18 protein-coding genes, 1 tRNA gene and 1 pseudogene are annotated in these 25,457 nt (G+C 42.1%); 9 read left to right on the top strand and 11 right to left on the bottom strand.

Annotated features, from left to right (window positions below; all coding sequences use genetic code 11):
* Positions 1-12: 12 nt before the first annotated feature.
* From ndhI to FNW02_RS12615, 6 genes are all read right to left on the bottom strand, one after another.
* Positions 13-597 (bottom strand): NAD(P)H-quinone oxidoreductase subunit I, encoded by a 585-nt coding sequence (gene ndhI / locus FNW02_RS12640; protein ID WP_191757887.1) that lies wholly within the window; start codon positions 595-597, stop codon positions 13-15.
* A 209-nt stretch (positions 598-806) separates the two neighbouring features.
* The gene (gene nuoH / locus FNW02_RS12635) at positions 807-1,925 is read right to left on the bottom strand and encodes an NADH-quinone oxidoreductase subunit NuoH (RefSeq protein WP_191757886.1); all 1,119 of its coding nucleotides are present in this window, start codon (positions 1,923-1,925) and stop codon (positions 807-809) included.
* 400 nt (positions 1,926-2,325) lie between these two features.
* A complete protein-coding gene (locus tag FNW02_RS12630; RefSeq protein ID WP_191757885.1) occupies positions 2,326-3,462 on the bottom strand; it encodes a citrate synthase in 1,137 nt (378 codons plus the stop codon).
* A 112-nt stretch (positions 3,463-3,574) separates the two neighbouring features.
* A complete protein-coding gene (sixA, locus tag FNW02_RS12625) occupies positions 3,575-4,111 on the bottom strand; it encodes a phosphohistidine phosphatase SixA (protein WP_191757884.1) in 537 nt (178 codons plus the stop codon).
* Positions 4,112-4,493: 382 nt separating this feature from the next.
* Positions 4,494-5,774, bottom strand: coding sequence for a DHH family phosphoesterase (locus tag FNW02_RS12620; protein ID WP_191757919.1), 1,281 nt, complete (start codon positions 5,772-5,774; stop codon positions 4,494-4,496).
* 714 nt (positions 5,775-6,488) lie between these two features.
* Positions 6,489-6,986: an HNH endonuclease gene (locus FNW02_RS12615; protein WP_162396860.1), complete on the bottom strand. Its 498-nt coding sequence runs from the start codon at positions 6,984-6,986 to the stop codon at positions 6,489-6,491.
* Positions 6,987-7,432: 446 nt separating this feature from the next.
* Between FNW02_RS12615 and alr the strand changes: the two genes are divergently transcribed.
* From alr to FNW02_RS12570, 8 genes are all read left to right on the top strand, one after another.
* Positions 7,433-8,620, top strand: coding sequence for an alanine racemase (gene alr / locus FNW02_RS12610; protein WP_191757883.1), 1,188 nt, complete (start codon positions 7,433-7,435; stop codon positions 8,618-8,620).
* Between the two features lie 124 nt (positions 8,621-8,744).
* Positions 8,745-8,826: transfer RNA gene (locus FNW02_RS12605), tRNA-Leu, on the top strand.
* A 906-nt stretch (positions 8,827-9,732) separates the two neighbouring features.
* Complete coding sequence (locus FNW02_RS12600) at positions 9,733-10,794, top strand: response regulator (protein ID WP_191757882.1); 1,062 nt, start codon at positions 9,733-9,735, stop codon at positions 10,792-10,794.
* 69 nt (positions 10,795-10,863) lie between these two features.
* A complete protein-coding gene (locus FNW02_RS12595; protein ID WP_191757881.1) occupies positions 10,864-11,241 on the top strand; it encodes a response regulator in 378 nt (125 codons plus the stop codon).
* 4 nt (positions 11,242-11,245) lie between these two features.
* Positions 11,246-11,743, top strand: a complete 498-nt coding sequence (locus FNW02_RS12590) for a chemotaxis protein CheW (protein WP_191757880.1) — start codon at positions 11,246-11,248, stop codon at positions 11,741-11,743.
* Between the two features lie 58 nt (positions 11,744-11,801).
* Positions 11,802-14,624: a methyl-accepting chemotaxis protein gene (locus tag FNW02_RS12585; RefSeq protein ID WP_191757879.1), complete on the top strand. Its 2,823-nt coding sequence runs from the start codon at positions 11,802-11,804 to the stop codon at positions 14,622-14,624.
* Positions 14,625-14,852: 228 nt separating this feature from the next.
* Positions 14,853-17,915, top strand: coding sequence for a hybrid sensor histidine kinase/response regulator (locus FNW02_RS12575; RefSeq protein WP_191757877.1), 3,063 nt, complete (start codon positions 14,853-14,855; stop codon positions 17,913-17,915).
* Between the two features lie 195 nt (positions 17,916-18,110).
* Positions 18,111-18,548: a TOBE domain-containing protein gene (locus FNW02_RS12570; RefSeq protein WP_191757876.1), complete on the top strand. Its 438-nt coding sequence runs from the start codon at positions 18,111-18,113 to the stop codon at positions 18,546-18,548.
* Positions 18,549-18,665: 117 nt separating this feature from the next.
* On the opposite strand, the gene FNW02_RS12565 is transcribed toward FNW02_RS12570, so the two are convergent.
* Positions 18,666-18,950, bottom strand: coding sequence for a DUF427 domain-containing protein (locus FNW02_RS12565; protein ID WP_191757875.1), 285 nt, complete (start codon positions 18,948-18,950; stop codon positions 18,666-18,668).
* 147 nt (positions 18,951-19,097) lie between these two features.
* On the opposite strand from FNW02_RS12565, the gene FNW02_RS12560 reads away from it, so the two are divergent.
* Entirely contained in the window at positions 19,098-19,439 is a 342-nt protein-coding gene (locus FNW02_RS12560; RefSeq protein WP_191757874.1) for a hypothetical protein, read from the top strand.
* A 464-nt stretch (positions 19,440-19,903) separates the two neighbouring features.
* Here FNW02_RS12560 and FNW02_RS12555 read toward each other — a convergent pair.
* From FNW02_RS12555 to FNW02_RS12540, 4 genes and pseudogenes are all read right to left on the bottom strand, one after another.
* A pseudogene (locus FNW02_RS12555) lies at positions 19,904-20,016 on the bottom strand (DUF433 domain-containing protein); the annotation flags it as partial.
* Between the two features lie 246 nt (positions 20,017-20,262).
* A complete protein-coding gene (locus FNW02_RS12550; RefSeq protein ID WP_191757918.1) occupies positions 20,263-22,467 on the bottom strand; it encodes a tetratricopeptide repeat protein in 2,205 nt (734 codons plus the stop codon).
* A gap of 263 nt (positions 22,468-22,730) precedes the next feature.
* Positions 22,731-22,907, bottom strand: a complete 177-nt coding sequence (gene psb34, locus FNW02_RS12545) for a photosystem II assembly protein Psb34 (RefSeq protein ID WP_191757873.1) — start codon at positions 22,905-22,907, stop codon at positions 22,731-22,733.
* Positions 22,908-23,264: 357 nt separating this feature from the next.
* Complete coding sequence (locus FNW02_RS12540; protein WP_191757872.1) at positions 23,265-25,358, bottom strand: thiazole synthase; 2,094 nt, start codon at positions 25,356-25,358, stop codon at positions 23,265-23,267.
* Positions 25,359-25,457 lie beyond the last annotated feature (99 nt).

Here is a 25,457-nt window from a genome sequence, read left to right as displayed (position 1 = left end):
GACAAATAACATTTATTTTTCTGTTTGTTCTACAAGGTCTTCTGGACGCGCACCGGCACGAGGCGCATCCGCAGGTAGTCCATGAGGTTCGAGGACGCCCTTGGGCAGGTAAACTAGTTCACGCAGTGGCGTTACCATTGGGTCATCTGTTACTTTGTAGGGCAGACGACCTAGTGCTACGTTGTCATAGTTCAATTCATGGCGATCGTAAGTAGAAAGCTCATATTCTTCTGTCATTGAGAGACAGTTAGTGGGGCAATATTCCACACAGTTACCGCAAAAAATACAAACTCCAAAGTCAATGCTGTAGTGGTTGAGCTTTTTCTTTTTACTAGCTTTGTCAAATTCCCAATCCACTACAGGCAGGTTAATCGGACAAACTCGAACACAGACTTCGCAGGAGATGCACTTATCAAACTCAAAGTGAATCCTACCGCGAAACCGTTCGCCAGGAATCAGTTTTTCGTAAGGGTACTGTACGGTAATTGGACGCCGCCGCATATGGTCGAAGGTGACAGACAGCCCTTGACCAATGTAACGAGCAGCTTGCACAGTTTCTTTGGCGTAATCACCAACTTGCTTCAGGAACTTTAGCATTGTGTTTCACTCTCTCTTTTTTGTCATTTGTCATTTGTCATGAATCATTTGTCAGATTACTAATGACTAATGACCCCTTCGGGTGATCCTCTAGCACGCCTTTCCTTCTCTACTTTGAGGCTGCGCCAACGGAACGCTACGCGTAGCTTGCTTAAGCGTAGGAGTACGCAAAGTGTTTCGTAGAGAAGACCGCGTTGACTCACTAATGACTATCCGCCGAAGGCGAAGGGAAAGGCTAGTTTCAGAGCTGCGGTTAATAGGAGATTAGCTAAACCAACAGGCAACAAAAACTTCCATCCTAAATCTAACAATTGATCAATCCGCACCCGTGGTACTGTCCAGCGCAACAGGATGGCGACAAATACCAATAAATAAGCTTTGAGTACGGTCATGGTAATACCCAAAGAAGCAGTTACTATCTGCAATACGGGATTTGCTTCACTGATTCCCAGCCAACTAGCTATGAGGTTGAGGGGAATGGGAAAGTCCCAACCGCCTAGGTACAAAACTGCTACCAATAGGGAAGAAAGTATCAAGTTAACGTAGGAACCTAGGTAGAATAGACCGAATTTCATCCCAGCGTATTCAGTCTGATAGCCTGCTACTAGTTCTTCTTCTGCTTCCGGTAGGTCAAAGGGCAATCTTTCGCATTCAGCTAAGACTGATATCCAGAAAATTACGAACCCGGCTGGTTGACGCCAAATGTTCCAGCCCAAGATACCGTAGCCTGATTGTTGATTAACAATGTCAACGGTACTGAGGCTATTAGACATCATAGCGATCGCTAGTACCGCCAGCGCCAAAGGAATTTCATAACTAATCGACTGTGCTGCTGCCCGCAAGCCTCCCAAAAGAGAGTATTTGTTATTAGATGCATAGCCAGCCATCAACAAGCCAATGGGTTGAATGCTAGACAAGGCAATCCACAAAAACACGCCCATGCCCACGTTGCCAATTACGATATTCTGTCCAAATGGTATAATTAGAAACGACAGAAACACTGGAATTACAACAATAATTGGGCCGAGGGTAAATAGCCAGGGGTCGGACTTGGCTGGAACTATATCTTCTTTAAAGACCAACTTTAGACCATCCGCTACAGGCACTAACAACCCAAAAGGCCCCTGATATTCTGGACCTATCCGTTGCTGCGCGGCGGCGGAAATTTTTCGCTCTAGCCAAGTGGCGACCAAAACCCCCACTGTTGCTCCAATTAGCATCAGTATCATTGGCAGTGGCATCCAAATCGCTTTGGCTGTTCCTGCTGGTATTCCTAAATCCTTGAGGGATTCAATAAAAGTTCCTTGGAGGTCAATTCCTGAGTTCATGTTTCCGCTCTTTAAGTCATCGAGTCATGGTGAGTTACAACTATTAGTTCAATTAATACCTGTAAATTCACCCATTTATAATCTCTGCTAAGACGATACTTGATTAAAGATTTGTTGCTAATCCCCATGCCTAGTATATCCTTGGATGGTTTGACCACCTTGAAGCGATATGAGATTTCTACTTATGGTTGGCATTGAGATTAGTTAACAAAGCCCGTTGCGTTGAGGAGGAGTAAGGGGAGTAAGTGAACAAGTACTCTTGTCTCCCCCTCTTTTCATCCGTCATCCCTTTAGTATTTCAACACAAAACCTCCGCTACCATTTCAGCAACGGTTATCTGCTTTTGACTTTTGTGCTTCCTGTAAACTGGGGTTGGGATGAATGACAATCAAACTGCTAGTTAACGTTGCTCAATTGGGGCATAAGGAATTTCGTGCCGACCGTTGTAAATCTGGGTGGGACGGAAAATCCGGTTTTCTGCTAGTTGTTCTTTCCAGTGGGCTAGCCAACCTGCAACACGAGCGATCGCAAATATTGGTGTAAACAAATCTGTGGGAATCCCCATTTTTCTATACACCAAACCAGAGTAAAAGTCAACATTGGGATAAATCCCTTTGGAGGCGAGTTTTTCCTCTACCACTCGTTCCATCTCTTGGGCAATGTCATAGAATTTATCGTGCCCAAACTTCTCAAACAACTGTTCTACCAATTTTTGCAAAATCGTGGCTCGTGGGTCTTTTACTTTGTAGACACGATGTCCGAAACCCATAATCTTAGCTTTGCGTTCCAGACAATCTTGGATGTAGGGACGCACATTGTCTACAGAGCCAATGTCTTCCAACATCTGAATTACTTCTTCATTGGCTCCACCATGCAGGGGCCCTCCCAAGGTTCCGACTGCACTAGCAACGACGGCGTAGGGGTCAGTCAGGGTAGAAGCTGTCACCCTAGCGCTGAAGGTGGAAGCGTTCATCGTGTGTTCGACATGAAGTATCAAACAGATGTCAAAAATTCGTGCCGCCAAGGGATCGGGTTCTTGCTCATTGAGCATGTATAGGAAGTTGGCGGAGTAGTCTAAGTCATCGCGGGGACGCACGGGGTCATTGCCTTTTCGCATCAACTGGAAGGCCGCTACCATTGTGGGAATGGTTGCTATCAAGCGAACCACCGAATCTCGAATGTAGGCAGGATTATGTAAATCTCGGAGCGAATAAAATAAGCCTAAAGCAGCAGCAGAGGCTTGCAGAGCATCCATTGGATGACCGCTTTCTGGAAAGCATTTCATCATGTCCCGAATGCGGTATTTTATCCGCCTGTGGTAACGAACTTCATGCTCAAATGCTTCCAGTTCTTCCTTGCTTGGCAGTTCGCCCCAGATTAAGAGATAAGCAGTTTCCAGGAATGTACTTTTTTCTGCTAGTTCCTCAATCCGAATGCCACGATATTCTAGTATTCCCTTTTGCCCATCAACATAGCTAATACTCGATTGAGCGGCGGGAATGCCTTCTAGACCAGGCTTGTATTCGCACACCATCATGGCAACACCATTTACTTTTTGAAATATCTGATCACGCTAACTTACCAGAAATTGTTGTTGCCATAACAGTTGTCGTTCTAACAACAATTTTGACAAAAAAGTTGAAAAACTGTTACAGCAAGTACTTGGGTGGTGTCAACCAAAACATTTGACTACGACCCAGGGGAGAGCCGGCTTCTGGTAGTTTTATCCCAATCATACCTGCTTTTTTCAAGACTAAACCTGCTTTGACCTCAGACAACTCTCTGGAGCGGCTTTCACTGCTCAGAATTTCGGTTCCCCAAAGGAGAGTTTCTGCCCAAATACTCAAATTAGGTTCATGTCCAACTAGTGCTAGTTGGGTATTTTGTGAATAATTTCTTGGCTCTAACCAGTTGATGAGCCAGCTGGATATATTACCATCAGGGGCGAGGTGGCTAGATTCCTCCAACTGAGAACTTAGTTTCTCTGCTATAAGAATTTCAGCAGTTTGGCGAGCACGTACTAGGGGACTGGTGACAATCAAATCAAATTGCAAACCAAGTTTGACAATCTTCTGGGCAACTTTCTCGGTTTTTTGCCGCCCTTCCTTGGTGAGGCTTCGCTGCTCATCTTTGATGTCTAATCCCCTTTCTTGGGCGATACCATGACGAATTAAGTAAAGTTCCATTACTCTGAGTTTTGCGATCGTAGCGTGCCGTAGCCCGTGCTGAGTTAGTAGTTATGCCTGATGGGAATTAATATATTCTAATCTTAATCATCATTAGTCTTCGTTGATCTGCCATCCGTTCGGTACAGCACAGCGTTAGGTGTTTTAAGTGTTATAGATAGATATGGCAATAGATTTAAACCTTGAATAAACCTGTATTTTATTTGTGCCTATCTACTTTGGGCACGAACTACATCCTCAATCAGTTCATCTTTTGTGATGAGACCAAGATTCCCAACTTTTTAGAAAAGTTGGGAAATATGTTGATCACGAATGAGTTAGGGATGCTATCTGAGCAAACACTTTGATTGCTGCATGAGTTAGAAGTTCTCCCCATCTACTTCTACTCCGACTGAATCGGGTTGTCTTTGGGGTTAACTAACCTCAGCAGCTTTTGCTTAATTTGAGCGTCGAATACTTCCCATTTCATTTTCGCATAAGTAGAATTTTCGTTACTGCCAGACAAGAAGCCCATTGGGATTTCAAAACCACCTGCGCTTGTCCGTCCACCGCCAAAAAACCGCCCACTGCTATCTTGTCCAAAGGCTTCTTTGATGAATTCATCGGGGTCTAGGGTGAGTTTGCTGGTTCTTAAAGAGCCGATGACTATTTCCAATTCTTCATCTTCATCGTGAACAATACCGTAAACTACGGCGGTGTGGACGTTTTCTTCGGTGACGAGAAAATCAGCTGCTTGGGGGATGGCGTCCCTGTCGTCGTAGCGTAAGTAACCAACACCAGCAATAGAAAAGTTATTTTGCACGATGCGATTTTTAAGCGATCGCTCGATAACATCCATTACCCGCTTGGAACGATTTGCCTGTAAAATCGCGTTTAGCAGTTGGGCGTCATAAAATCGACTCAGATATGCAGCAGCCATAAAATCTTCTTCTTGCGCTTGCATGAGCCGATTTGTATCCGATCGCAAGCCGTGCATTAAGGCAGTAGCACATTTGACATGTTGATTTATACTGCTATCTAGAGCCAGTAATCCCGATTGTAAGTATTGAGTGAAAATTGTCGCCGTAGCTCGTACATAAGGACGAACATCCTCAAACTCTGAGTTGAGTTCCCCCTGTAAGCTGTGATGGTCGATCAGCGCCACTAGGGGAATTCCAGCCTGCTGTACCGCTGATAGTAGCTGAGAAGTGGTTCCCTGGTTATCAATTAGTACGAAACCTTGATAAGATGACAAATCTTTACTTTTCAAGGTTTGCAGTGTCCAGCGTTGAACAGGCAAATTAGTCAGTCTTACCAAGGCAATATTCTCTTGGTGGCTCAAAGCGCCAGCATAAATGATTTCACATTTGATATCGTATTGCTGAGCAATTAACTGATAAGTCCAAGCAGAGGATAGAGCATCCGGATCAGGGAAATCTTGTAGGATTACCAATTGGCGATCGTGTCGGTGCGCCAAGAGGGTTTTTTGCAGTTCTTCTGATTTCTGATTTGCCAGAGAATTACCACGTTGCGCTGGATAAGTGCCACCTTCACCTGTCGATAGCGGTAAAGACGGGCGGGTAAGTGGAAGTTCCACTGGTTTCTCTATTTCAGGTTCATCTGAGTTTAGCTCTGTGGTTAATGACAAACTATCAAACTGAGTAACAGGAGAATTCAAGTACATAGGAAACGTTGTTTGAAGTGTAAGGCTCCGTTGATTCATTAAAAAATACTAAAATTAACAATTTACTGATTTAGACATATATTATAATTTTCGCAAAAATATCAAATCATCGCACTATATATCAGAGTATATTTTTCATTAGTAGCAGTGCCGCTGCCCTGATCAATCAACTAAATCTATCCAGAATACATGTAAAGTCTACAAATAATCACTTCTTTTCTGTTTACATGGTTTAAATAAACAGGATTTTTGTTCAAAGTTGCTCGCTAACCTCAAAATTTATCTGACTTAAGGTGTACTAGCCGCTTCGTACTTTATACTCAATTCTTGATTTGACAGTCTTTTATTATGTCAATAATCTCATCCTTGTGACTAATGAGCAATTAACAATTGTTTTTAGTGAAATACGCTTTTTTCGTATCTGCTTTTGAGTAATTTCAAGCGCATTCCAGTTATTTTTCATTTTTATGAGGTAAAATAATAAGCTGTTATCTTGCTTGCCAAAATTTGTGCAGATTACTTTATCTCCTGATGTCTGAAAACTTCCCTCAGAAACCTCAGACAATTCTTATGCAGGGAACAAGCGATCAAAATCAAATGTGTTCAGTAAAAGTTTAGCTGCCTTCCGAAAAGATAGACAGCTATGCCAACAAAGAAGCTAAAAGATCAACAGATGATTATTCTTCTGCGCTTCTGGGGCTAGATTGTTTCATGTCAAAGACCAATAACATACTTTTGCCATTCTTGGTGCAGTCCACTCTTCAAATGTTTACTAACCTCGAAATAGAGACTGCTGTAAGGTTGACGAGGGGGATGACGCAAAGGCATGTGGGCTTCATGGGGCGTCCGGTTGCCTTTTTTTACATTGCAACGGACACAAGCTGTAACAATGTTCTCCCAAGTATCACCCCCGCCGCGCGATCGCGGTATCACATGGTCTAAGGTCAACTCATCCCCTGTATAACCGCAATATTGACAAGTATGACCGTCACGGTGCAGTATATTTCGGCGAGTCAGAGGAATTTCCTTATAGGGAACGCGCACATAGTGACGCAACCGGATCACAGTTGGCAGCGGGAAATCCGAGTACAGGAACTTACCGTTATGTTCCACGCGTTCTGCTTTGCCCTTGATTAACAGAACCGTAGCGCGACGCCAGCTCGTTATGTTGAGCGGTTCGTAAGAAGCGTTTAAGACTAAAACCTTCCCCATTGATCTGCGCTCAGGGTATTAGTTTTACATATATTAACACAAATATACTCTGCCAGAGAGAGAACAATAAATTATACTTCCGGGATAATTCAGAATTGAATTTGGAAGATAGGAGAATTTACTCAGGTAAAAATGAGGTTTGAATGTCGCAATGGAGTAAGTTTTAGGATTTTACGCATAGTAAAGGAAGTTTGTAGCAATAAGTCAGAAGCTATTCGTAGAGTAACAATTCTGAACGGCAGTTGCTACTCTGCGGGAATACTAAAAGCCAAACTGACTTTTAACTGTTTAGGGGAAAGTGCATTGCAAGTAACTGAAAACTACTATAAGCATCTTGTATCAATTCCCGGATGAACGGTAAACTTCCTGTTTAATCTGATATCGCTTCTAGGAGCGTGAATAGATAGTCTGGATGTTTAGCAGTGGTGTGATAGGAGTCAGTGAAAATGTTAAGCCGCAAGCAAACCCCTGGTGTAGTTTCAAATCAGCAATGCGATACTTATGCGTGGTTTTCACAACGAGCTTGGGTAGAAATTGATTTGGGGGCGTTGTCGTACAATGTTCAGCAGCTAGTACAGTTTTTGTCGCCGCGTACCCAATTAATGGCAGTGGTGAAAGCTGATGCCTATGGACATGGAGCCGTAACAGTTGCCCAGACAGTACTAGAATCGGGAGCAAGTTGGTTAGGAGTGGCTACAGTTCCAGAGGCTATTCAATTGCGAGAAGGCGGGATTAAAGCTCCAATTGTGATTTTAGGGGCAACCCATACACCAGAGCAAATTCATGCGATCGCTCACTGGAAACTTCAGCCAACACTGTGCAGTCCCAAACAAGCTTTGGTATTTTCTGACATCTTAGAAGAAATGAACTACGGTTCACCCGTACCCGTACATATTAAATTAGACACGGGAATGTCTAGGTTGGGCACTAACTGGCAGCAAGCGGGTGAGTTTGTGCAATTGGTGCAGCGATTACCACATCTTTCTATTGCCAGCATTTATTCTCATTTGGCAACAGCAGATAGTTTTGACACCACAGTGATGAAAGAACAGCATAGACGATTTGAGGAGGCGATCGCTCACATCAAAGCAATGGGAATACAACCACCCTACTTGCATCTGGCAAACTCGGCTGCTGCCCTCACAGATCCGGCGTTGCACTACGATATTGTGCGAGCAGGTTTAATAATTTACGGACTCTACCCAGCGCCTCATTTACAAAATGCGATCAACCTGAAGCCAGTTTTACAACTTAATGCACGAATCACTCAGGTAAAAACAATTTCCCCAGGAACCGGTGTCAGCTATAATCATCAATTTATTGCTCCGCGTGAACTTCGTCTTGCCGTCGTGGGAATTGGTTATGCTGATGGTGTTCCCCGAAGCCTTTCCAATAAAATGCAGGCGTTAATTCGTGGTCAACGAGTATCGCAGATCGGGACAATTACAATGGATCAGTTGATGCTGGATGTCAGTGCCATACCCAATGTCCAAGAAGGAGAAGTTGTCACTTTACTGGGAGAACAGGGAAACGAACGAATCTCAGCGGATGATTGGGCCGAACAATTAAACACCATTTCTTGGGAAATTCTCTGTGGTTTCAAGCATCGTCTGCCTCGTGTTGCAGTTATCTAATGGGGCATGGGGCGTTGATAAAGAAACAAGGTAGACACTTCTTCAATAATTCTTCCTTGTTTTTTTAGTCCTCAGTCCCTATTGCCATAAACAATTTATTATGGTATTATAATAAACTGATGATGCGGATGTGGCGGAATTGGCAGACGCGCTAGATTTAGGTTCTAGTTCCGAAAGGAGTGAAGGTTCAAGTCCTTTCATCCGCACTTTTGAGAGATTGCCATATCTTAACTAGGCGTAAAAAATTTAGAATTTACGCACTCATATTGGTGTTGCAAACGGGCGTAATTTAGACTGGTTTAGTGTTTTGTGCAACCTAGTGTTACAAGACACGATGATCAAGCAATGCCCAATACTTTTAAACCTCAGTACTCAACTAAATAAAATCTACAAAGATGCTGAGAACGTAAAATGTCAATCTCAGTGATACAGGATATTTGGCAAAAGTATAAATAGTTTTAATTTAACTACGGTAATATACTAATAAAATTGCCACCATAAACGGCAAAAGCACTGCTAGCTTTGAATTATATTTGCAAAACTCTTGAGTTAAATAGATACAAATTATACTATGTATTACATAATACTATTTAATAATGACTGACTTTATAAAATTGCAGAGATTATCACCTTGACAGGACGAAAATAGACAGTAGCAACAGTCAAAACTGAAGAATTTTATTATCAAAATTCATGTATTCTCAATAATTTTACTTAGATTGTCTCAAAGTTTATCTGAGTTAAGTCCTAGTATTCGCTTACGAGTAAATACTGGGGCTTAACTATATTAATGTCAATAAAATCAGTATTATTCCTGTAGTCAGATTGGGGTCACTCAATGGAAAGTGGCTTCATCTAGTCTTGACATTTTTGTGCATTATTCTCTAAACATGTCTAATAATCTCAATACTAGTAAGCAAAATAACATTAAATTATGAATTTACTGAAATTTGAAAATCTGAAAATAATTATGCTGTGGACTTGTACCACAAAACTAGATATGAACTTATGTATGTTATGATACGAAAATTTAACTTCATATTTAATTTTAATTGTGGAAGAAAGCTACTGCACAAATTAAGCTTACACATATCGAATTTAGCTGAAGTAAAATGAGCACAACTCCTATAGGTAGCTACAGGTTGTTCCAGAAACTACATCCGCTATCTCTGTTGGCACAACTAACCAGCCGACATGTTACAGGTTGTTTACGGGTATTTACCGGGACAGTTTCTTGGTCAATCTATCTAGAGGACGGTAAACTTACTTATGCCTCCTATTCAGATAAACTGTTTGAGCGGCTTGATAGTCACTTGCGACGCTTGAGTCAGCAAATTCCCACTCTCAACAGCGCTACTCGCGTGCAGATGCGGCTGAGGTTTGAAAATCAATCAATAGTAAATGCGGATTATCAAGCTATTTCTTGGTTAGTTAATCAGAATTACATCAGTTCTGTGCAAGCCGGAAACCTGATAGACGAATTGGCAAAAGAAGTGCTGGAGTCATTTCTTTGCTTAAAAGAAGGTAGCTATGAATTTAATCCTGAAGACTCCTTGAATGAACTACCAAAGTTCTGTCGTTTGGATTTGCGGCTTTTAGTTGAGCATTGTCAAAAGCAGCTACGAAATCGGCAAAATATCCAGTCATCAATTCCTGCTGCTGGGAGTTCCCAAGTTTCGCCTGCAACGCAACCGCCTCAAGTTCAGCCACAACTGCAAATCAAACTTGGGCAACAATTGCCTAAAAAAATTAATTTTGAGCTTCCTGAGAATAAGAATAACAAAACTACTCAATCGTCTATTGGCAAGACTCTCTATACAATTGCCTGTATTGATGATAGCCAAACAGTTTTAAATTCTATTAAACATTTCTTGGATGAAAACACATTCTCGGTTGTGATGATCAATGATCCAGTGAAAGCTTTAATGCAAATTCTTCGGAGTAAACCAGACCTGATTTTGTTAGACGTTGAAATGCCAAGTCTAGATGGATATGAGCTATGTTCCTTATTACGAAAACATTCAGCTTTTAAAAACACGCCGATTATTATGGTAACTGGCAGAACAGGGTTTATCGACAGGGCAAAAGCCAAAATGGTCAGATCATCAGGCTATTTGACTAAACCTTTTACACAATCAGATTTACTAAAAATGGTTTTTAAACACATTGGTTAATTTAGTAGTAATAGTAAATAAAAATAACCAAATTTAGTAGTTTTAAGTTAGTTTTTAGGAGATTTAGTAGTGAGCCTAATTTTACTTGGCACAATTCTAATTGTAGAAGATTCTCCCAGCGAATTGGAACTAATGAGCCATTATCTTAAAGAGAGCGGTTACAACGTAATTAAAGCTACTGGTGCAAAAGAAGCTTTAGAAAAAGCTGCATCACAAAAACCTGATGTGATTGTTACCGATGTGGTTATGCCTGAAATGAGTGGATTTGAATTGTGTCGCTCTTTGAGAAGAAACCCAATTACTGAAAAAGTGCCAATTGTAATTTGCAGTTCTAAAAATCAGGAAATTGATCGGTTTTGGGCAATGAAACAAGGTGCTGATGCTTATATAACAAAACCTTACACCCGTGACCATCTCCTGCATACTATTAAATCAGTGGTAATTTGAATCAATGACTAGTTCAAAAATTACACTTTCCTCGAAACAAACCTACAATAATTCGGGAGATGGCTATCTTAAGTTTCAGCTAAATCAACAGACTGCTGCTGTTTTATCAATGAAGTATACGCAAGAAGCGATTATTGTGCCTGTTGAGTCTGTAACTTCAATGCCAAATATGCCCGCCTGTATTCTAGGATTAATGAATTGGCGAAGTCGCATAATTTGGGTAATTGATCTGCCAAGGATGCTCAATTTACAATCCCTAGACAATAGACTACGGCAGTACAATGCAATTGTTATCAGAGTGGAATCACTGCTGTTGGGCTTAGTTGTGCAAGAAATCAAAGGTACAACTAAGTTTTTGTCTGATGATGTTCATTCTCCTGTGGGACAAGTTGCATCTAGTTTAGTTCCTTATTTACGTGGCTGTGTTGTGCAACAGAAAGAAATATTATTGGTATTAGATGCACAGGCGATTGTGCAGTCTTTCATTCTCCGCAGTGATTAGGGTCTACTACTAAAAAGATTTTTAGTGTTCTTATTCACATACTTAGGGGAAATCCTTTATGTTTAATAAAACTGACACGGCTAAGAGTGGTGATGCTAAAAATCGGGCATCAATGATTTCATCACAAAAAATTACTAATGGTAGAGTGCAACTAACGAATAAGCCTACTACGGAGATTTCTGATAATTATCCACAGAATCAGGCAGATGCTTATTTCAAAAGGCTCAGCTTGGATACGAAAGCGACAATTTTGGCGATCGCAATCGGTATATTACCAGTATTGGGCATAGGCGCGATCGCCTACAGTTTTGTCAACAAATCAATTACTAAGCAAATTACTCAATCCCAAGAAGCAGAAGCCGCTGGCTTAAGCGATAAAGTCAACCGTTTCATGTTGGAACGTTATGGAGATATTCAAGTACTCTCGAATTCGCCATTTTTGACAAATCCCCAAGCTAGCGTTAGTACAACTACTCAAGAAAAGCAAGCTGTTCTAGATGGGATTGTCGAAGCGTACAAAGCTTATGACAGTGTTGCCTTTTTTGATCTTCAAGGCAACTCGATTGTCCAATCCACAGGCGAACCTTTGGATAATCACAAAGACCGTGACTATTTTCAAGACGCTCTGCAAAAAGACGCTCTTGTTATCAGTAAAGCTGAAGCTTCAAAAAGTACAGGCGTCATCAGCATTTACATAGCTGCACCCGTTAAAGACAAAGTTACAAGTCAAAGCATCGGCGTAGTAAGAGCGCGTATGCCCTTAAAATCTTTAAACGAGGTAATTGAAAACTACGCAACCGGACATCAATACTCTCTAGTTGATGCTTCGGGAAAAGTTTTTCTGAGTTCACAAAAGCAATTCTTAGGTAAAGAGGCAAAAGCTGAGTATCCCAGCTTAGCTAGGCTGTTAGCGGATAAAAAGGTAGATAGTTTCACAGCAGTTCCTAAAACTTATAACAAGCAAGAACTAGTAAGCTATGTGCCATTTAGAAAGCTTGATGGCTTACCAGATTTAAATTGGCAAGTGCTTTTATCTACAGATACAGCAATTGCATTTGAGCCTCAAAGACAATTATTGTGGATTATTGCGATCGGCACAGCATTAACAGCTTTGATTGTAGGAGCGATCGCATCTTGGTTAGCCAAGCGTACCACACAGCCAATTTTGAATGCGACTGCGGCACTGACAGAGCTAGGTAAAGGTAAATTCAATACCCGTCTGGTGATAGACAGAGAAGACGAATTAGGAGTATTGAATGCAAAGATTAACCAGATGGCCGAACAATTGCAAGTTTTGGTCAAAGAACAAGAACTAGATATCGAAGGGGCCAAATTACTTGCAGATATTACCCTGCGAATTCGGAGAATTCTTAAAACCGAAGATATTTATCAAGCAGCAGTCAAAGAAGTGCAGCAAGCGCTGAATACAGACCGGGTAATCATTTATAACTTGAATCCAGATACTTGGGATGGCATAGTTGTTGCAGAATCGGTAACTGGTAATTGGCCGAAAATGCTCGGAGTGCAAATCGACGACCCCTATTTTCAAGAACGCTACTTAGAGCATCAAGATAGTCGAGTGCAGGCAATCGCCAACATTCATCAAGACCAAAACCTGAAAAATGCCGATAGTTACATCCAATTATTGGATAAATTTGCTGTCAAAGGTATTTTGAGTATACCGATTTTTGCTCAAGAGCAACTCCTAAGCTTACTAATTGCTCATCATTGCGAAACTCCTAGAGTTTGGCAACAGCCGGAAATTGACTTGTTTCAACAGATAGCAACTCAAGTCGGCTATGCCTTAGAACAAGCCAAACTACTTGAGAAGATAGAAAAAGCAAAGACAACAGCAGAACAAGGCTCAGATCAAGAACGCCAACAAAAAGAAGCACTACAACAGCAACTTTTAGAACTACTCAACGATGTAGAAGGTGCAGCTAGAGGCGACCTAACAGTGCGTGCAGACGTAACCGCTGGGGAAATAGGCACTGTTGCTGACTTTTTCAACTCTATTGTCGAAAGTCTCCGAGATATTGTTACCCAAGTTAAACAAGCTGCTACCCAGGTGAATGGTGCAGTTGGCTCTAACGAAGTAGCTATCCGTCAACTAGCAGAGGAAGCACTCACACAAGCTGCCGAAATCAATCACACACTGGATGCTGTTGACCAAATGACGCAGTCTATGCAAGTCGTAGCCGAAAACGCTCAGCAAGCTGCAACCATTGCTAACCATGCTACTCAAACCGCCACCAAGAGTGGACAAGCAATGGATTTAACAGTACAAAATATCCTGTCTCTGCGGGAAACCGTTGGTGAAACCGCCAAGAAAGTCAAACGGCTGGGAGAATCTTCTCAACAAATTTCCCGTGTGGTGTCGTTGATTAACCAAATTGCCATTCAAACCAACTTGCTCGCCATCAATGCCGGTATTGAAGCCGCGCGTGCGGGTGAAGAAGGTCAAGGTTTTGCCGTAGTTGCAGAAGAAGTCGGTGAACTAGCAGTCAGAAGTGCAGCCGCAACCCAAGAAATTGAACAAATAGTCGGTAATATCCAACGAGAAACCAGCGAAGTGGTGCAAGCAATGGAGCTAGGTACTACTCAAGTGGTGGAAGGTACACGGATTGTGGAGGAAGCTAAGCAAAGTCTAGGTCAGATTTTGGATGTATCACGTCAAATCGACTCTTTAGTACAGTCGATTTCTACTGCAACAACATCTCAGGTACAAACATCCCAAACTGTTAGACAATTGATGAAAGACCTCTCTGCGGTATCACAACGCACCAGCGATTCTTCCCGCCAGGTTTCTGAATCTCTGCAACAAACTGTCGAGATTTCTCAAGAGTTGCAGGAGACAGTTGGTACATTTAAAGTCAGTTAAGCCAGTTATTTGTCATTTGTCCTTTGTCCTTCGTTAATGACCAATGACTAATGACTAATGACTAATGACTAATGACTAATGACTAATGACTAATGACTAATGACCCTTCGGGTGATGCCTCCGGCACGCAATCATGCGAACGTAGTCGCCTGCGGTTCGCGTTAGCGTTTCGTAAGAGAGGGAAACCCTCCCGCAGCGCTGTCTCACCAATGACTAAGGACAAAAACCATGTCACAGGACAAAGAATTAGAAATCCAGATGCAATTTCTGGAAGAAGCAACTGATTACTTGAATACGCTGGAAGGGGTATTACTGGAAATCGACACCAGTAACCGCATCGATTTGGATAAAATCAATGCTGCACTCCGAGCTGCTCACTCCATTAAAGGTGGTGCGGGCATGATGGGATTTCGGGCGCTCAGTGATTTAGCTCATCGTTTGGAAGATTCTTTTAAAGTTTTAAAAACTCGAAAAAATTCCTTAGAAATTGACACTCAGTTGCAAAGTTTATTGCTATCTGGAGTTGACTGGCTGCGTCAAATAGTAGAATTGCTCTCAGAAGGAAATACTGTTGAAGAACAGTGGTTGGCAACTTTTTGTTACCCCATTTTTGATGAGTTGCACGATCGCCTGGGCGACCCCACTCCTGAAGACGCCACGACCATGCTCTCACCAGAGGATGGGCAAGATATCATCCCTTTGCTATTTGAAACAGAAGTCGAAGGGTGTTTGCAGCGCCTAGAATCTATATTGGCAGATAGCGAACAGCCTGGTTTGCACGAAGAAGTTGTGATCATGGCAGCGGAATTAGGCGGTTTGGGGGAAATGCTCCAATTACCAGCTTTTACCCAGCTGTGTGAGTCAGTAACGCAGCATTTAGAAGCAGTAACCTCCGATCGCATTCCCGAAATTGCCCAATTAGCATTAGAAGCGTGGCGGCGATCGCAAGCTTTAGTATTAACAAATCAACTAGATAACTTACCTACAGAAATTGAATTTGGTGGAGTGGCAAATACCAATGCTCAATCTGAGTCATTCTCAACAACCGAGACAATAGCCCAGTTTCTTGCCACAGATGTAACTGACACCAATCTCCACGATATACAAATAATATCAACTGATGATTTACAACCAGAGCAAGCTGAAGAGAATTGGCTAGTAAATGAACCAATTGCTGCCAATTTTACTTTTTTGGATACAGATATTGCTAATGACGTCGCTGCTGTCAACATCCCACCAAGCACAATAGTTGCTGGAGAAATTACTACAGATTCGGAATTTGTCGAACGCAAAAGTGAGTCAATTGGTGTTGGTAAAGAGCGTGATACTCAAGAAAATAACGTCAGAGTTCCCAGCAAACAACTTGAGCAAATTAACGATTTATTTGGGGAACTGATCGTCCAACGCAATGGATTAAACTCGCATTTAGAAAGATTACGCAAGCTCGTTCGTCACTTGAACCAGCGAGTACAAGTTCTCGAACGCGAAAATCAAGAACTGCGTACAGCATACGACAAAATGGCAACTCAAACCGTGATGCCAGCTGGTGTGTCATCTAATATAGAACATAACTTAGTATCTGAAGATAGCTATCAAACACAAAGCATAAAAAGAGGATTTGATACCTTAGAAATGGATCGCTACAACGACTTAAACCTGTTATCACAGGAAGTCATGGAAACCATTGTTCAGGTACAAGAAGTCACAACTGATATTCAACTTAGCGTTGACGATACAGATCAGATTGCTCGCAAACTTAACAAAACATCGAAACAGTTACAGACAAAACTCAATCACATCCGAATGCGTCCGCTGTCCGATTTAGTCGAGCGTTTTCCCAGAGCCTTACGCGATTTAAATGTGGAGTATGGGAAAAACGTACAGCTAAAACTTGAAGGTGGTAACACTCTAATTGAACGCAGCATTTTGGACGCTTTGAATGAGCCTTTAATGCACCTATTAAGAAATGCCTTCGATCATGGTATCGAAGAACCTGCGACACGCCGCACCTTGGGTAAGCCAGAACAAGGATTGATTGAAATTAAAGCTACTCATCACAATAATCGCACCCTCATTACTATGCGTGATGATGGTCGGGGCATTTCTCTAGAGAAAATTCGTGCCCGTGCCCTAGCAATGGGATTAGATGCTTCTCTACTCGCTAGTGCTAGCGATGAAGAACTGTTATCACTAATTTTTGAACCAGGTTTTAGCACCTCCGACCAAGTTACAGCATTATCCGGTCGCGGTGTCGGTATGGATGTAGTTCGCAACAACCTCAAACTAATTCGTGGGGATGTGAAAGTTGATACAGAGTGGGGTGTTGGCACGACCTTTACCCTATCAGTACCGTTTACACTCTCCGTAGCACGAGTTTTGTTAGTAGAAATCAACAGGATACTTTTGGCATTTCCTACAGATGTCATTTCAGAAATATTCTTATTCCAAAACGACCGAGTTTTCCCAATGGCGGGTAGTGAAGTCCTGAATTGGCAAGGAACCATGTTGCCACTAATTCGCCTTGGCCGCTACTTAGAATTTAATTGCCCACGCTACGATAGCCCAGAACTGGAAACTCCCCCAGCGATTAACGCTAGCAGCGTCTTAGTAGTTAAAAGCAATAATCAGCCAGTAGCCATACAAGTAGACCGTTGTTGGGGTGAACAGGAAGTTGCCATCCGCCAAGTCGAGGGAAGTATACCTCTACCTGAAGGCTTTAGCAATTGTACGATTCTCGGTGATGGTCGAGTAGTAGCCCTAGTTAATACCAACGAGTTGCTGTATTGGATTGCCACTAATCAGCGTACCCCCAGAAGCAATCAATTACCGTCAGCCAGATTAAAAACAGCATTCCTCATGTTTGAGGATGAAAAAGTACCAGCAACTCCTGCTAACCAAAAAGGCACGATTTTGATTGTAGATGACTCGATTAATGTTCGCCGCTTCTTAGCTCTGACTCTCGAAAAAGGAGGGTATCAAGTAGAACAAGCTAAAGACGGTCAAGATGCTTTAGAAAAACTTCAGAGTGGTTTGCAAGTGCAGGCAGTGATTTGTGATATTGAAATGCCTCGCCTTGATGGTTATGGCTTCTTAGATCGTGTAAATACAGACGTTGATATGAAAAATATTCCCATTGCCATGCTAACCTCTCGTAGCAGTAATAAACATCGGCAACTGGCAATGCAACTCGGTGCGCGAGCCTACTTTTCTAAACCTTACAACGAACAAGAATTACTCCGAACAATGGATGAAATAATTTGTACTGTAGCCGGAAGGGCAACATCTAATTGAGTTCAACCGGAGGAAGGCTTTGTATGAGGTAGCAAGTCGCATTTTCTCGACCCAAGCGACTGCATTTTCTAAAAAGAAGAGTACCCAAAAGGCTTGTCACCATACATAGCCTCAGATAGATTCTGCTTTGGAGGATTGACAATTGGTAAAATCATACCAAGCTCAGAAGTATATACCAATTCAATTGGTAAAAATATGCCAAGAAAAGAACAAGGATGGGTCACATTTCAAACATCAGAAGAGGAGCGGAAAATTCTAGAAGAATTCTGCCAGCAGTCTCAGCGTACAAAAACTGAGATCCTCCGAGAACTAGTACGCGGTCTTAATGATCACTCTTCAGCACCAGCACCAATACCAACCAAACAAAAGATCAAAGAGGATGTTGACGCTCCTGATATAAAAATTAATAGTCAAAAGAAATTACTAAAAGTTAGCTCCCGTAATGTGCTTAAGGGAGTTGTTAAACGAGTGATTACAGGAGCAGTTAATACTGAAGTGACGCTAGAAATTGTTCACAAAGTTGAGTTAACCTCGATGATTACCAGAGTCTCAGCAGAGGAATTGGAACTGTCTGAAGGAACAGAAGCCTATGCAGTCATCAAGTCTAACGATATAGTTATTGCTAGGGAATAGAAGGTATTGTTATTAATAGCAATTTTTAGTTTAATTATTGCTGGAAATTTGGAGTTACAGCGGGTTTTATACAAATAAACCATAGTAGGGTGGGCATTTTAATGCCCACCCTATAAGCTAAGCCTCGACTTTTACACCTTTCCAGAAGGCAACATATCCCTCAATATTTTTAGCCTTTTCTTTGGCACTGGGATAGTACCATGCGGCGTCTTTGTTGACTTGACCATCAACATCGATACTGTAATAGTTGGCGACACCTTTCCAAGGACAAGTAGTGTGGGTGTTACTTTCTTGAAAGTACTGCTTGTTAATGGCATCAGCAGGAAAATAATGGTTGCCTTCCACAACTACGGTGTTATCGCTCTCGGCTAAAACAGTTCCATTCCAAATTGCTTTCGGCATAAGTGATTTTGTGAATAAAGTTTACACATAACATTTTGACACTTCCACGGCTTCGATTCCTAGGATTCTATTAGTGCCATATTTTTGTGAAAGGGTATGTGTGAAAATTGAAGTAATTTTTACATATACTGAGTTTGTAGTAAATTTATGGATGTGATACTGTTGACGGCTGTTGTAACTGCGATCGCTGCTATACTTTCTAAACCACTAAAGAAAATCGGCACAGGCAATGAAAGTGCGATCGCAGCCTTGGTGCAACTGCTGCCATCAACTGATGTATATAACCCCATTCGTAGGCAGGCAGTATATAGCTTAGAGCAAATTCTACAAGACAATAACCATCTGTTTGCAGTAGTCAAAGCTTTAAGTAGTCATCAGCGCTTGGCTCATGAGTACTACAATTTAACCGGGAAATGCGCCCAGAATATGCCTTACCCCGATTTATATCAAGCTTGGCATCAGTCTAATTTTGCTACTCGTGCAATGTAAAGCTAAAAGAGAATCCTCTTCACAAGAATAATTTAAGTACTTTTGCCGCAGCGACGTTATAAATAAAGTTCCCGTGGCAACAACAACTTGGTCATTCATTACAAACAAAGAAGCAGACCTTACGAATAAAGTTGTTGTCGTTACGACAGCTTAGGCATTTGTTACGCACACAGAAGCGGATGTTACTAATGAAGTTATTGTAGTTACTAGAGCTTGTTTATTTATAGCAAACGCTTATGCTGTTGTTAATACACTTTAAGCAAAACTTATATATAAAGTTATTGTAGTTACTAGAGCTTGTTTATTTGTAGCAAACGCTTATGTTGTTGTTACTACAGCTTAAACAAAACTTATATATGAAATTATTGTAGTTACTACAGCTTGTTCATTTTTAGCAAACGCTTATGTTGTTGTTACTACAGCTTAAGCAAAACCTATAAATACAAATCTTATACTATTAAATTGCTGTGTCCAGATGCCATTAACCCAACGATAGTACCAACGGTGACACGCATCGAATGCAGGGTTTACCACCCATCACTTCTGGATTGCGGGTAATTCTGGTGATATTTTGCATGGTTATTGCCTCGCTATGTGAAGTTATTAAATAAAGAAATAAGAAATAACTGCGGTCATTTTTTTATTATCTAACTTTTACCGTTGAGTGGTAAAACGTTTTAATTACATAGCCAGCCATCGATCATTTTTCTCCAAGGGTTTATTCTGCTTCTCAACTTGTTGAAGATGTTTTAGATTAGCTAGTGGTAAAAATATTTTTTCTTTGTGTCTTTGTGCCTTTGTGGTAAAAAAATAATTTATAAAACTACAACTTAGACAAAATTTCTGGTAACAACTGACTAGGAACTTTAGATAAAGCCAGATTTTGTCCCTGTATCCCTAACTCACTATGGAAAGCACGTATAACCTTCACCACATAAGCAAAGGTTGTTTGATAAAGTTCTGGTTGTTTGCTCAATCCATTTAAGGCTTGCAAATGGTTATCTAATGCTGATTCTAGGTGTTGAGAACGCGTTGGTTTATCACCATTGAAAGAATTATCTACTACTAGCTGATAATGGGCTAGTCCCAGGTTATTGTGAGTAGCCAGCAAATCAAAACTTAAAGAAGTATCGTTAAGTGAGTGAGCTAAAGCAATAGCTTCTTCGTAAGCGCTAATACATAGTTGCAGATACTTTTGTCGTACCTCTTTAGTTGTTTGAGATAGGTTTGCTAAATGCCAGTAGGCAGTGCCTAGATTATTGTGTGTGGCGGCGCAGGCACTCGGAACATGTGCTGGAGTGCGATACTTGAGAGCTTCACGATAGACATCAATTGCTAGCTGGAGATTTTCTGCTGGTTGTTCGTATTGTGCCAGATTCCAGCAGGCAGTACCGATGTTATTTTGAATCATGCCATACTTGAGTGGTTCTTGTTCAGGGCTGTAATGTATGAGTGCCTGATTGTAAGCTGCGATCGCTTTCTTTAAATGCACAATCGGTTGATTATATTGCCCTAAATGCCAGTAGGCAGTACCCAAATTATTCTGACAAGCCGCATACTTTAATGAATCCATGTCAGCTGTCCGATAGCGGAGTGCTTCGCTGTAAGCTGAAACCGCTTGCTGCCAGTTCTCAGATTGATTAGAAAAACGAGCTAAATCACCATAAGCTGTCCCCAGATTATTTTGCACACGAGCGTAAGTTTCTGGATGTGTCTCTGGCGAGAGCAGCTTTAATGCCAACTGATAAAATTCTATTGCCTGCTCTATATAAGTTTGTCCCTCTTCCAAATTGGGTGGTGTACGGTATAGCATCCAGTAGAGTGTACCCAAGTCATTTAAGATATCTGGTAGTTGACTTGAGGTTTCGTCGTAGCTAATTGCCTCCTGATAAGCAATAATTGCTACCATCAGATTTTCTAAAGTTGACTGTCCTTGCTCAATACGAAGGCGATATAAGCTACCCAAACGATGATAAGCTTCTGCCAGTAACTCTCCTGAAGCTTGCTGTGAGTGTAATGCTTCAATCTCTAACAAAATGTACTGCGGTTGCCAGTAATCCTCTGAGTCTTGAGCAATCTTCGTATTAATTGTTGCTATGACTAGCTCCGTTAATTCGCTGCTAATGTGAGATAAAGACGACAGCGATTGGTCATTACTCCCACTGGCAGACCTAGTAGTAAATTCCTGTGGCTGTGGCACAGTATTTAATAAATCCACTATTGGCGACGAAACTTCCTGACTTTTGTGTTGGTGATTCGCTTGTGTCTGAAAATCGTAATCCTCAAACTTCATCTCAGTAGCCACTGTTCTGAGTTCTGCTGGGGTGACTGATTCATCTGGAATCGGTTGCTCAAGATTTCCTAAATCCAAACTTCTCGAACTAGAAAAACGTTCTGGATAACCTGAATTGTGCGTCGTTGGTGTCGGTTCTCCAGCAAACGTAAATACGCCAGTACGGCAACGCCAAAACTGTGGTGCTGATTGCTGAATAGCTGACAACCAAGGACGCGGTATCCACAACAAGAGATTAGAGTCTAGAAATCGGCTGGACTCTTGGGTAGAGAAATATTGTTCGCTTAAGCGCAGATAGTGCAAAAATAAACGCTGTATTGCTACTGGTTGCTTGGTTAGCTGCTCCACCCCTACAATCTGAAATCCTGGTATTGGCAAGGACTTTCCTGGAGTATCTTTTGATGCCCCAACAATTGGTGGTGGATAATTAGCCAACCATTGATTTATCTGAACTATAGGATTGGGATCGTTTAGATTTAACCGCAACGTGACTAATCGCGGATAGGCTGGAGTGCTATTTTCTTGTGTATCTGATGGCTGATATAGCACTTGTCCAACAGGATAAGCCAATGTAGAGTGCAAACGAGCCGCAACTTGGTTTCTTAAGTGTAAATCATCACACACTGCTAGAAAGAGTTGTCGCCGCAAGCCAAGACTTAGGGCAAGTTTTAGGCGTTGGTATACTTGCCGATTCCAAGCAAAATTATCGTTGTGTACAGTATCATTCACGCTCATGGCGGCTAAAGAGCCAAGACACAATGTATATCCCTCTTCTGGACGCATCCAAGCAGACTAAAAATCTCATGATGACAATGATTTTTAAGTGAATGTAGGTTCTGCTCAGGATTAATCGAGCCTTCAAGATTTGGTAGAGTTAAAAAGTATATAATTATACTTAACATCTAATTCAATTTTAACAAAAAATAAAAAAGCAGGCTCCTACTAAAATCGGAACCTGAAAAACCAAAACGATGAAGTTTTATTAAAATGGTTGATGCTCAACTGTTGGAAACAAAGAAGGCTACCACAATCAAGCTACCAACCAAAACTGTAGCAGCGATACCAAAGAAAATATAGGTTCGCTTTTGTCCATCAGTGGGAGGTTCTGCTTGATAAATCTTCGGTTCTCGCGCAAAATTGTTCAGAAGACCGCCTTCTTCATTTGTATAGGGCATGAATTAAGTCCTTTATCTTAATCTTATTCTTCACTTAATGTTACATAAACTTTATATTTTGCCCTCCACATAGGAGATAAATCGTTACATTGGGCATAGGGCATTGGGCATTGAAAAAAGACAAGGTAGACAAGAGAGTGACTTCTTCAATAATTCCTCCCAGTCCCCAGCGCTGTACTGCGCTGCCCTGAGCTTGTCGTACCCCTACGGGGAAGCAAGCTACGCGCAGCGTCTCGTTGGCGTAGCATTTGTCTACGGCACGCTACGCGAATGTAGAGAAGAGAAGTGTCCCCAGTCCCCATTGCCCCTTATCCCCAGAGGGGGCCCCGAGTTCCCCAGTCCCCAATCCCCAATCCCCTAACTAGTAATTGTCCCAGTCAGAGGTGAACTAGGGCTGGCGTAGTCTTTGATGGGCATTCTGCCGGCAAGATATGCTAGACGACCGGCAACTGTTGCCAAATTCATGGCACGAGCCATTGCTTCTGGATTTTGGGCAAGAGCGATCGCACTATTAATCAACAAAGCATCTGCCCCCAATTCCATCGCCTCTGCGGCTTGGGAGGGTGAGGCAATACCGGCATCTACAACCACTGGCACAGTTGCATTTTCGATAATTATTTGGATATTGGCAGTTGTTTTCAGCCCTTGTCCAGAACCAATCGGCGAAGCTAAAGGCATCACCGTGGCACAGCCTACATCTTCTAAACGCTTGGCTAACATGGGGTCAGCGTTGATATAAGGTAATACCGCAAAGCCTTCTTTTACTAGTTGTTCTGCTGCTTGTAGTGTCCCAATCGGATCTGGGAGTAAATACTTAAGATCAGGTATTACTTCTAACTTTACGAAGTTGTTATCTTCTTGCCCCAACAATTTCGCCATTTCTCGCCCTAAACGGGCAACCCTAATCGCTTCTTCGGCTGTTTGACAACCTGCGGTATTAGGTAACATCCAGATTTTTGTCCAATCTAGGGCTTCAGCTAAACCTTCATGTCCTGGTGCTTTGGTTTGTACCCGTCGCACAGCTACAGTGACAATCTGACAGTCGCTAGCGGCAACACTTTGTTGCATTTCCTCAATGCTGCGATATTTGCCAGTTCCCGTTAGTAAGCGAGATTGGAAGGTTTTGCCAGCGATAGTGAGTGCTGAGTCTTGAGTGCTGTTAGCGGTAGCGGGGCGTTTAGCCCGTGCTGAGTCTTGCGAGGATATTGTAGGGCGATGCCCGTTGGAAAAATTGGCAGAGTGAGTAAGCATGGAAGTGTTAGTAGATAGCTGAGCGTGAAAGCGCGAATAGTGAAAATTAGAAAGTAAAGGATCAAACTTCTGCTGACAGATTAAATCGGCTATCAATGCTGCTGTTATGGGTGCAAGCAGAATTCCATTGCGGTAATGACCAGTGGCAAGGGTTAAATTTTTACAATGGCTAGTACCAAGGATGGGCAATTCGTCGGGTGTGGCTGGGCGAAATCCCCACCAGAATTCTTGGATAGGATAATCCTGTAATTGAGGATATAGGCGGATAGCTGCTTGTAGTAGTGTTTGAATGCCTTTTGGGGTGTTGTGGGGGGTAAAGCCAACATCTTCAACTGTTGCCCCAATAACGAGTGATCGCTTCTCTTTTAAAGACGCTGCGCGATCGCGTCTCGGTACAATGTAAATATCCTGCCCAAACAAAACCCGCTGCAAGGGCAATTCTGGCAATTCGGGTACTTGTACACTCAACATTTGTCCTTTTCTGGGACAAACGGGTAGTGGTAATAATTCATTTGACCAAGCACCCGTAGCTAAAACATAATGTGCAGCGCGGATTACTCCAGCATTGGTTTGAACACCAATAACTTGTCCCTGTTGTTGCCTAATTGCTTCTACTGTAATGCCTTGTCTGAGTTCAACACCAAGGGATTCGGCCGCTGTCCACAGTACATGTGCTAAAGCTCGATTATCAACTTGTGCATCTTCAGGATACCACCAACCACCAGCGACTTCTGCTCCCAATCCTGGCTGATATTGATGAATTGCCTCTTTGTCTAACCAGTAAGCCGGGGATTCTTCGCTAGCGGAGGGGCGGAGGGACAGAGGGGCAGAGGGGTAGGGGGGCAAAGGAGAAGTAGAAAGCAATTCTTGCTCTCCTGCCTCTTTCTCCCTTACTCCCCTACTCTCTTCATAAACGGGTGCTAGGATACCGCATGGCCAGTAATCAGTATTTAAACCTGTTAGTTCTTCAAGTTTATGTGTCCAGTCAGGATATAGAGCACGCGATCGCCAACACAACGAGCGCATTGCCTCATTCGGGATGTTTTCCGCATCTGGTGCTAACATCCCAGCGGCGGCGTGGGTAGCTGCGGCACAGAAATCACGACAAAGCACGGTGACATGTGTCCCGCGCAGTTTTAGTTCAATGGCGATCGCTAAACCAATAACGCCACCACCAATAATTACAATCTCACTAGTCATTAGTCATTAATCATTTATCATTAGCCATTTCTTATTAGTACATAACTAATAACTCATAACTAATAACTTACGACTGATAACTCATAACTTGTAACTAAT

Origin of the sequence: Komarekiella delphini-convector SJRDD-AB1 (assembly GCF_014831675.1) — a bacterium.
GTDB lineage: Bacteria > Cyanobacteriota > Cyanobacteriia > Cyanobacteriales > Nostocaceae > Komarekiella.
Note: the sequence above shows the minus strand (reverse complement) of the source record. Positions and strands in the feature narration are given on the sequence as shown.

Coding starts and splice junctions, on each gene's coding strand:
- FNW02_RS12550 (WP_191757918.1), bottom strand. CDS start 22,467: ATGAGCGTGAATGATACTGTACACAACGATAATTTTGCTTGGAATCGG.
- psb34 (WP_191757873.1), bottom strand. CDS start 22,907: ATGCCCTATACAAATGAAGAAGGCGGTCTTCTGAACAATTTTGCGCGA.
- FNW02_RS12575 (WP_191757877.1), top strand. CDS start 14,853: ATGTCACAGGACAAAGAATTAGAAATCCAGATGCAATTTCTGGAAGAA.
- sixA (WP_191757884.1), bottom strand. CDS start 4,111: ATGGAACTTTACTTAATTCGTCATGGTATCGCCCAAGAAAGGGGATTA.
- FNW02_RS12600 (WP_191757882.1), top strand. CDS start 9,733: ATGAGCACAACTCCTATAGGTAGCTACAGGTTGTTCCAGAAACTACAT.
- FNW02_RS12615 (WP_162396860.1), bottom strand. CDS start 6,986: ATGGGGAAGGTTTTAGTCTTAAACGCTTCTTACGAACCGCTCAACATA.
- nuoH (WP_191757886.1), bottom strand. CDS start 1,925: ATGAACTCAGGAATTGACCTCCAAGGAACTTTTATTGAATCCCTCAAG.
- alr (WP_191757883.1), top strand. CDS start 7,433: ATGTTAAGCCGCAAGCAAACCCCTGGTGTAGTTTCAAATCAGCAATGC.
- FNW02_RS12620 (WP_191757919.1), bottom strand. CDS start 5,774: ATGTACTTGAATTCTCCTGTTACTCAGTTTGATAGTTTGTCATTAACC.
- ndhI (WP_191757887.1), bottom strand. CDS start 597: ATGCTAAAGTTCCTGAAGCAAGTTGGTGATTACGCCAAAGAAACTGTG.
- FNW02_RS12590 (WP_191757880.1), top strand. CDS start 11,246: ATGACTAGTTCAAAAATTACACTTTCCTCGAAACAAACCTACAATAAT.
- FNW02_RS12560 (WP_191757874.1), top strand. CDS start 19,098: ATGGATGTGATACTGTTGACGGCTGTTGTAACTGCGATCGCTGCTATA.
- FNW02_RS12570 (WP_191757876.1), top strand. CDS start 18,111: ATGCCAAGAAAAGAACAAGGATGGGTCACATTTCAAACATCAGAAGAG.
- FNW02_RS12540 (WP_191757872.1), bottom strand. CDS start 25,358: ATGACTAGTGAGATTGTAATTATTGGTGGTGGCGTTATTGGTTTAGCG.
- FNW02_RS12585 (WP_191757879.1), top strand. CDS start 11,802: ATGTTTAATAAAACTGACACGGCTAAGAGTGGTGATGCTAAAAATCGG.
- FNW02_RS12630 (WP_191757885.1), bottom strand. CDS start 3,462: ATGATGGTGTGCGAATACAAGCCTGGTCTAGAAGGCATTCCCGCCGCT.
- FNW02_RS12565 (WP_191757875.1), bottom strand. CDS start 18,950: ATGCCGAAAGCAATTTGGAATGGAACTGTTTTAGCCGAGAGCGATAAC.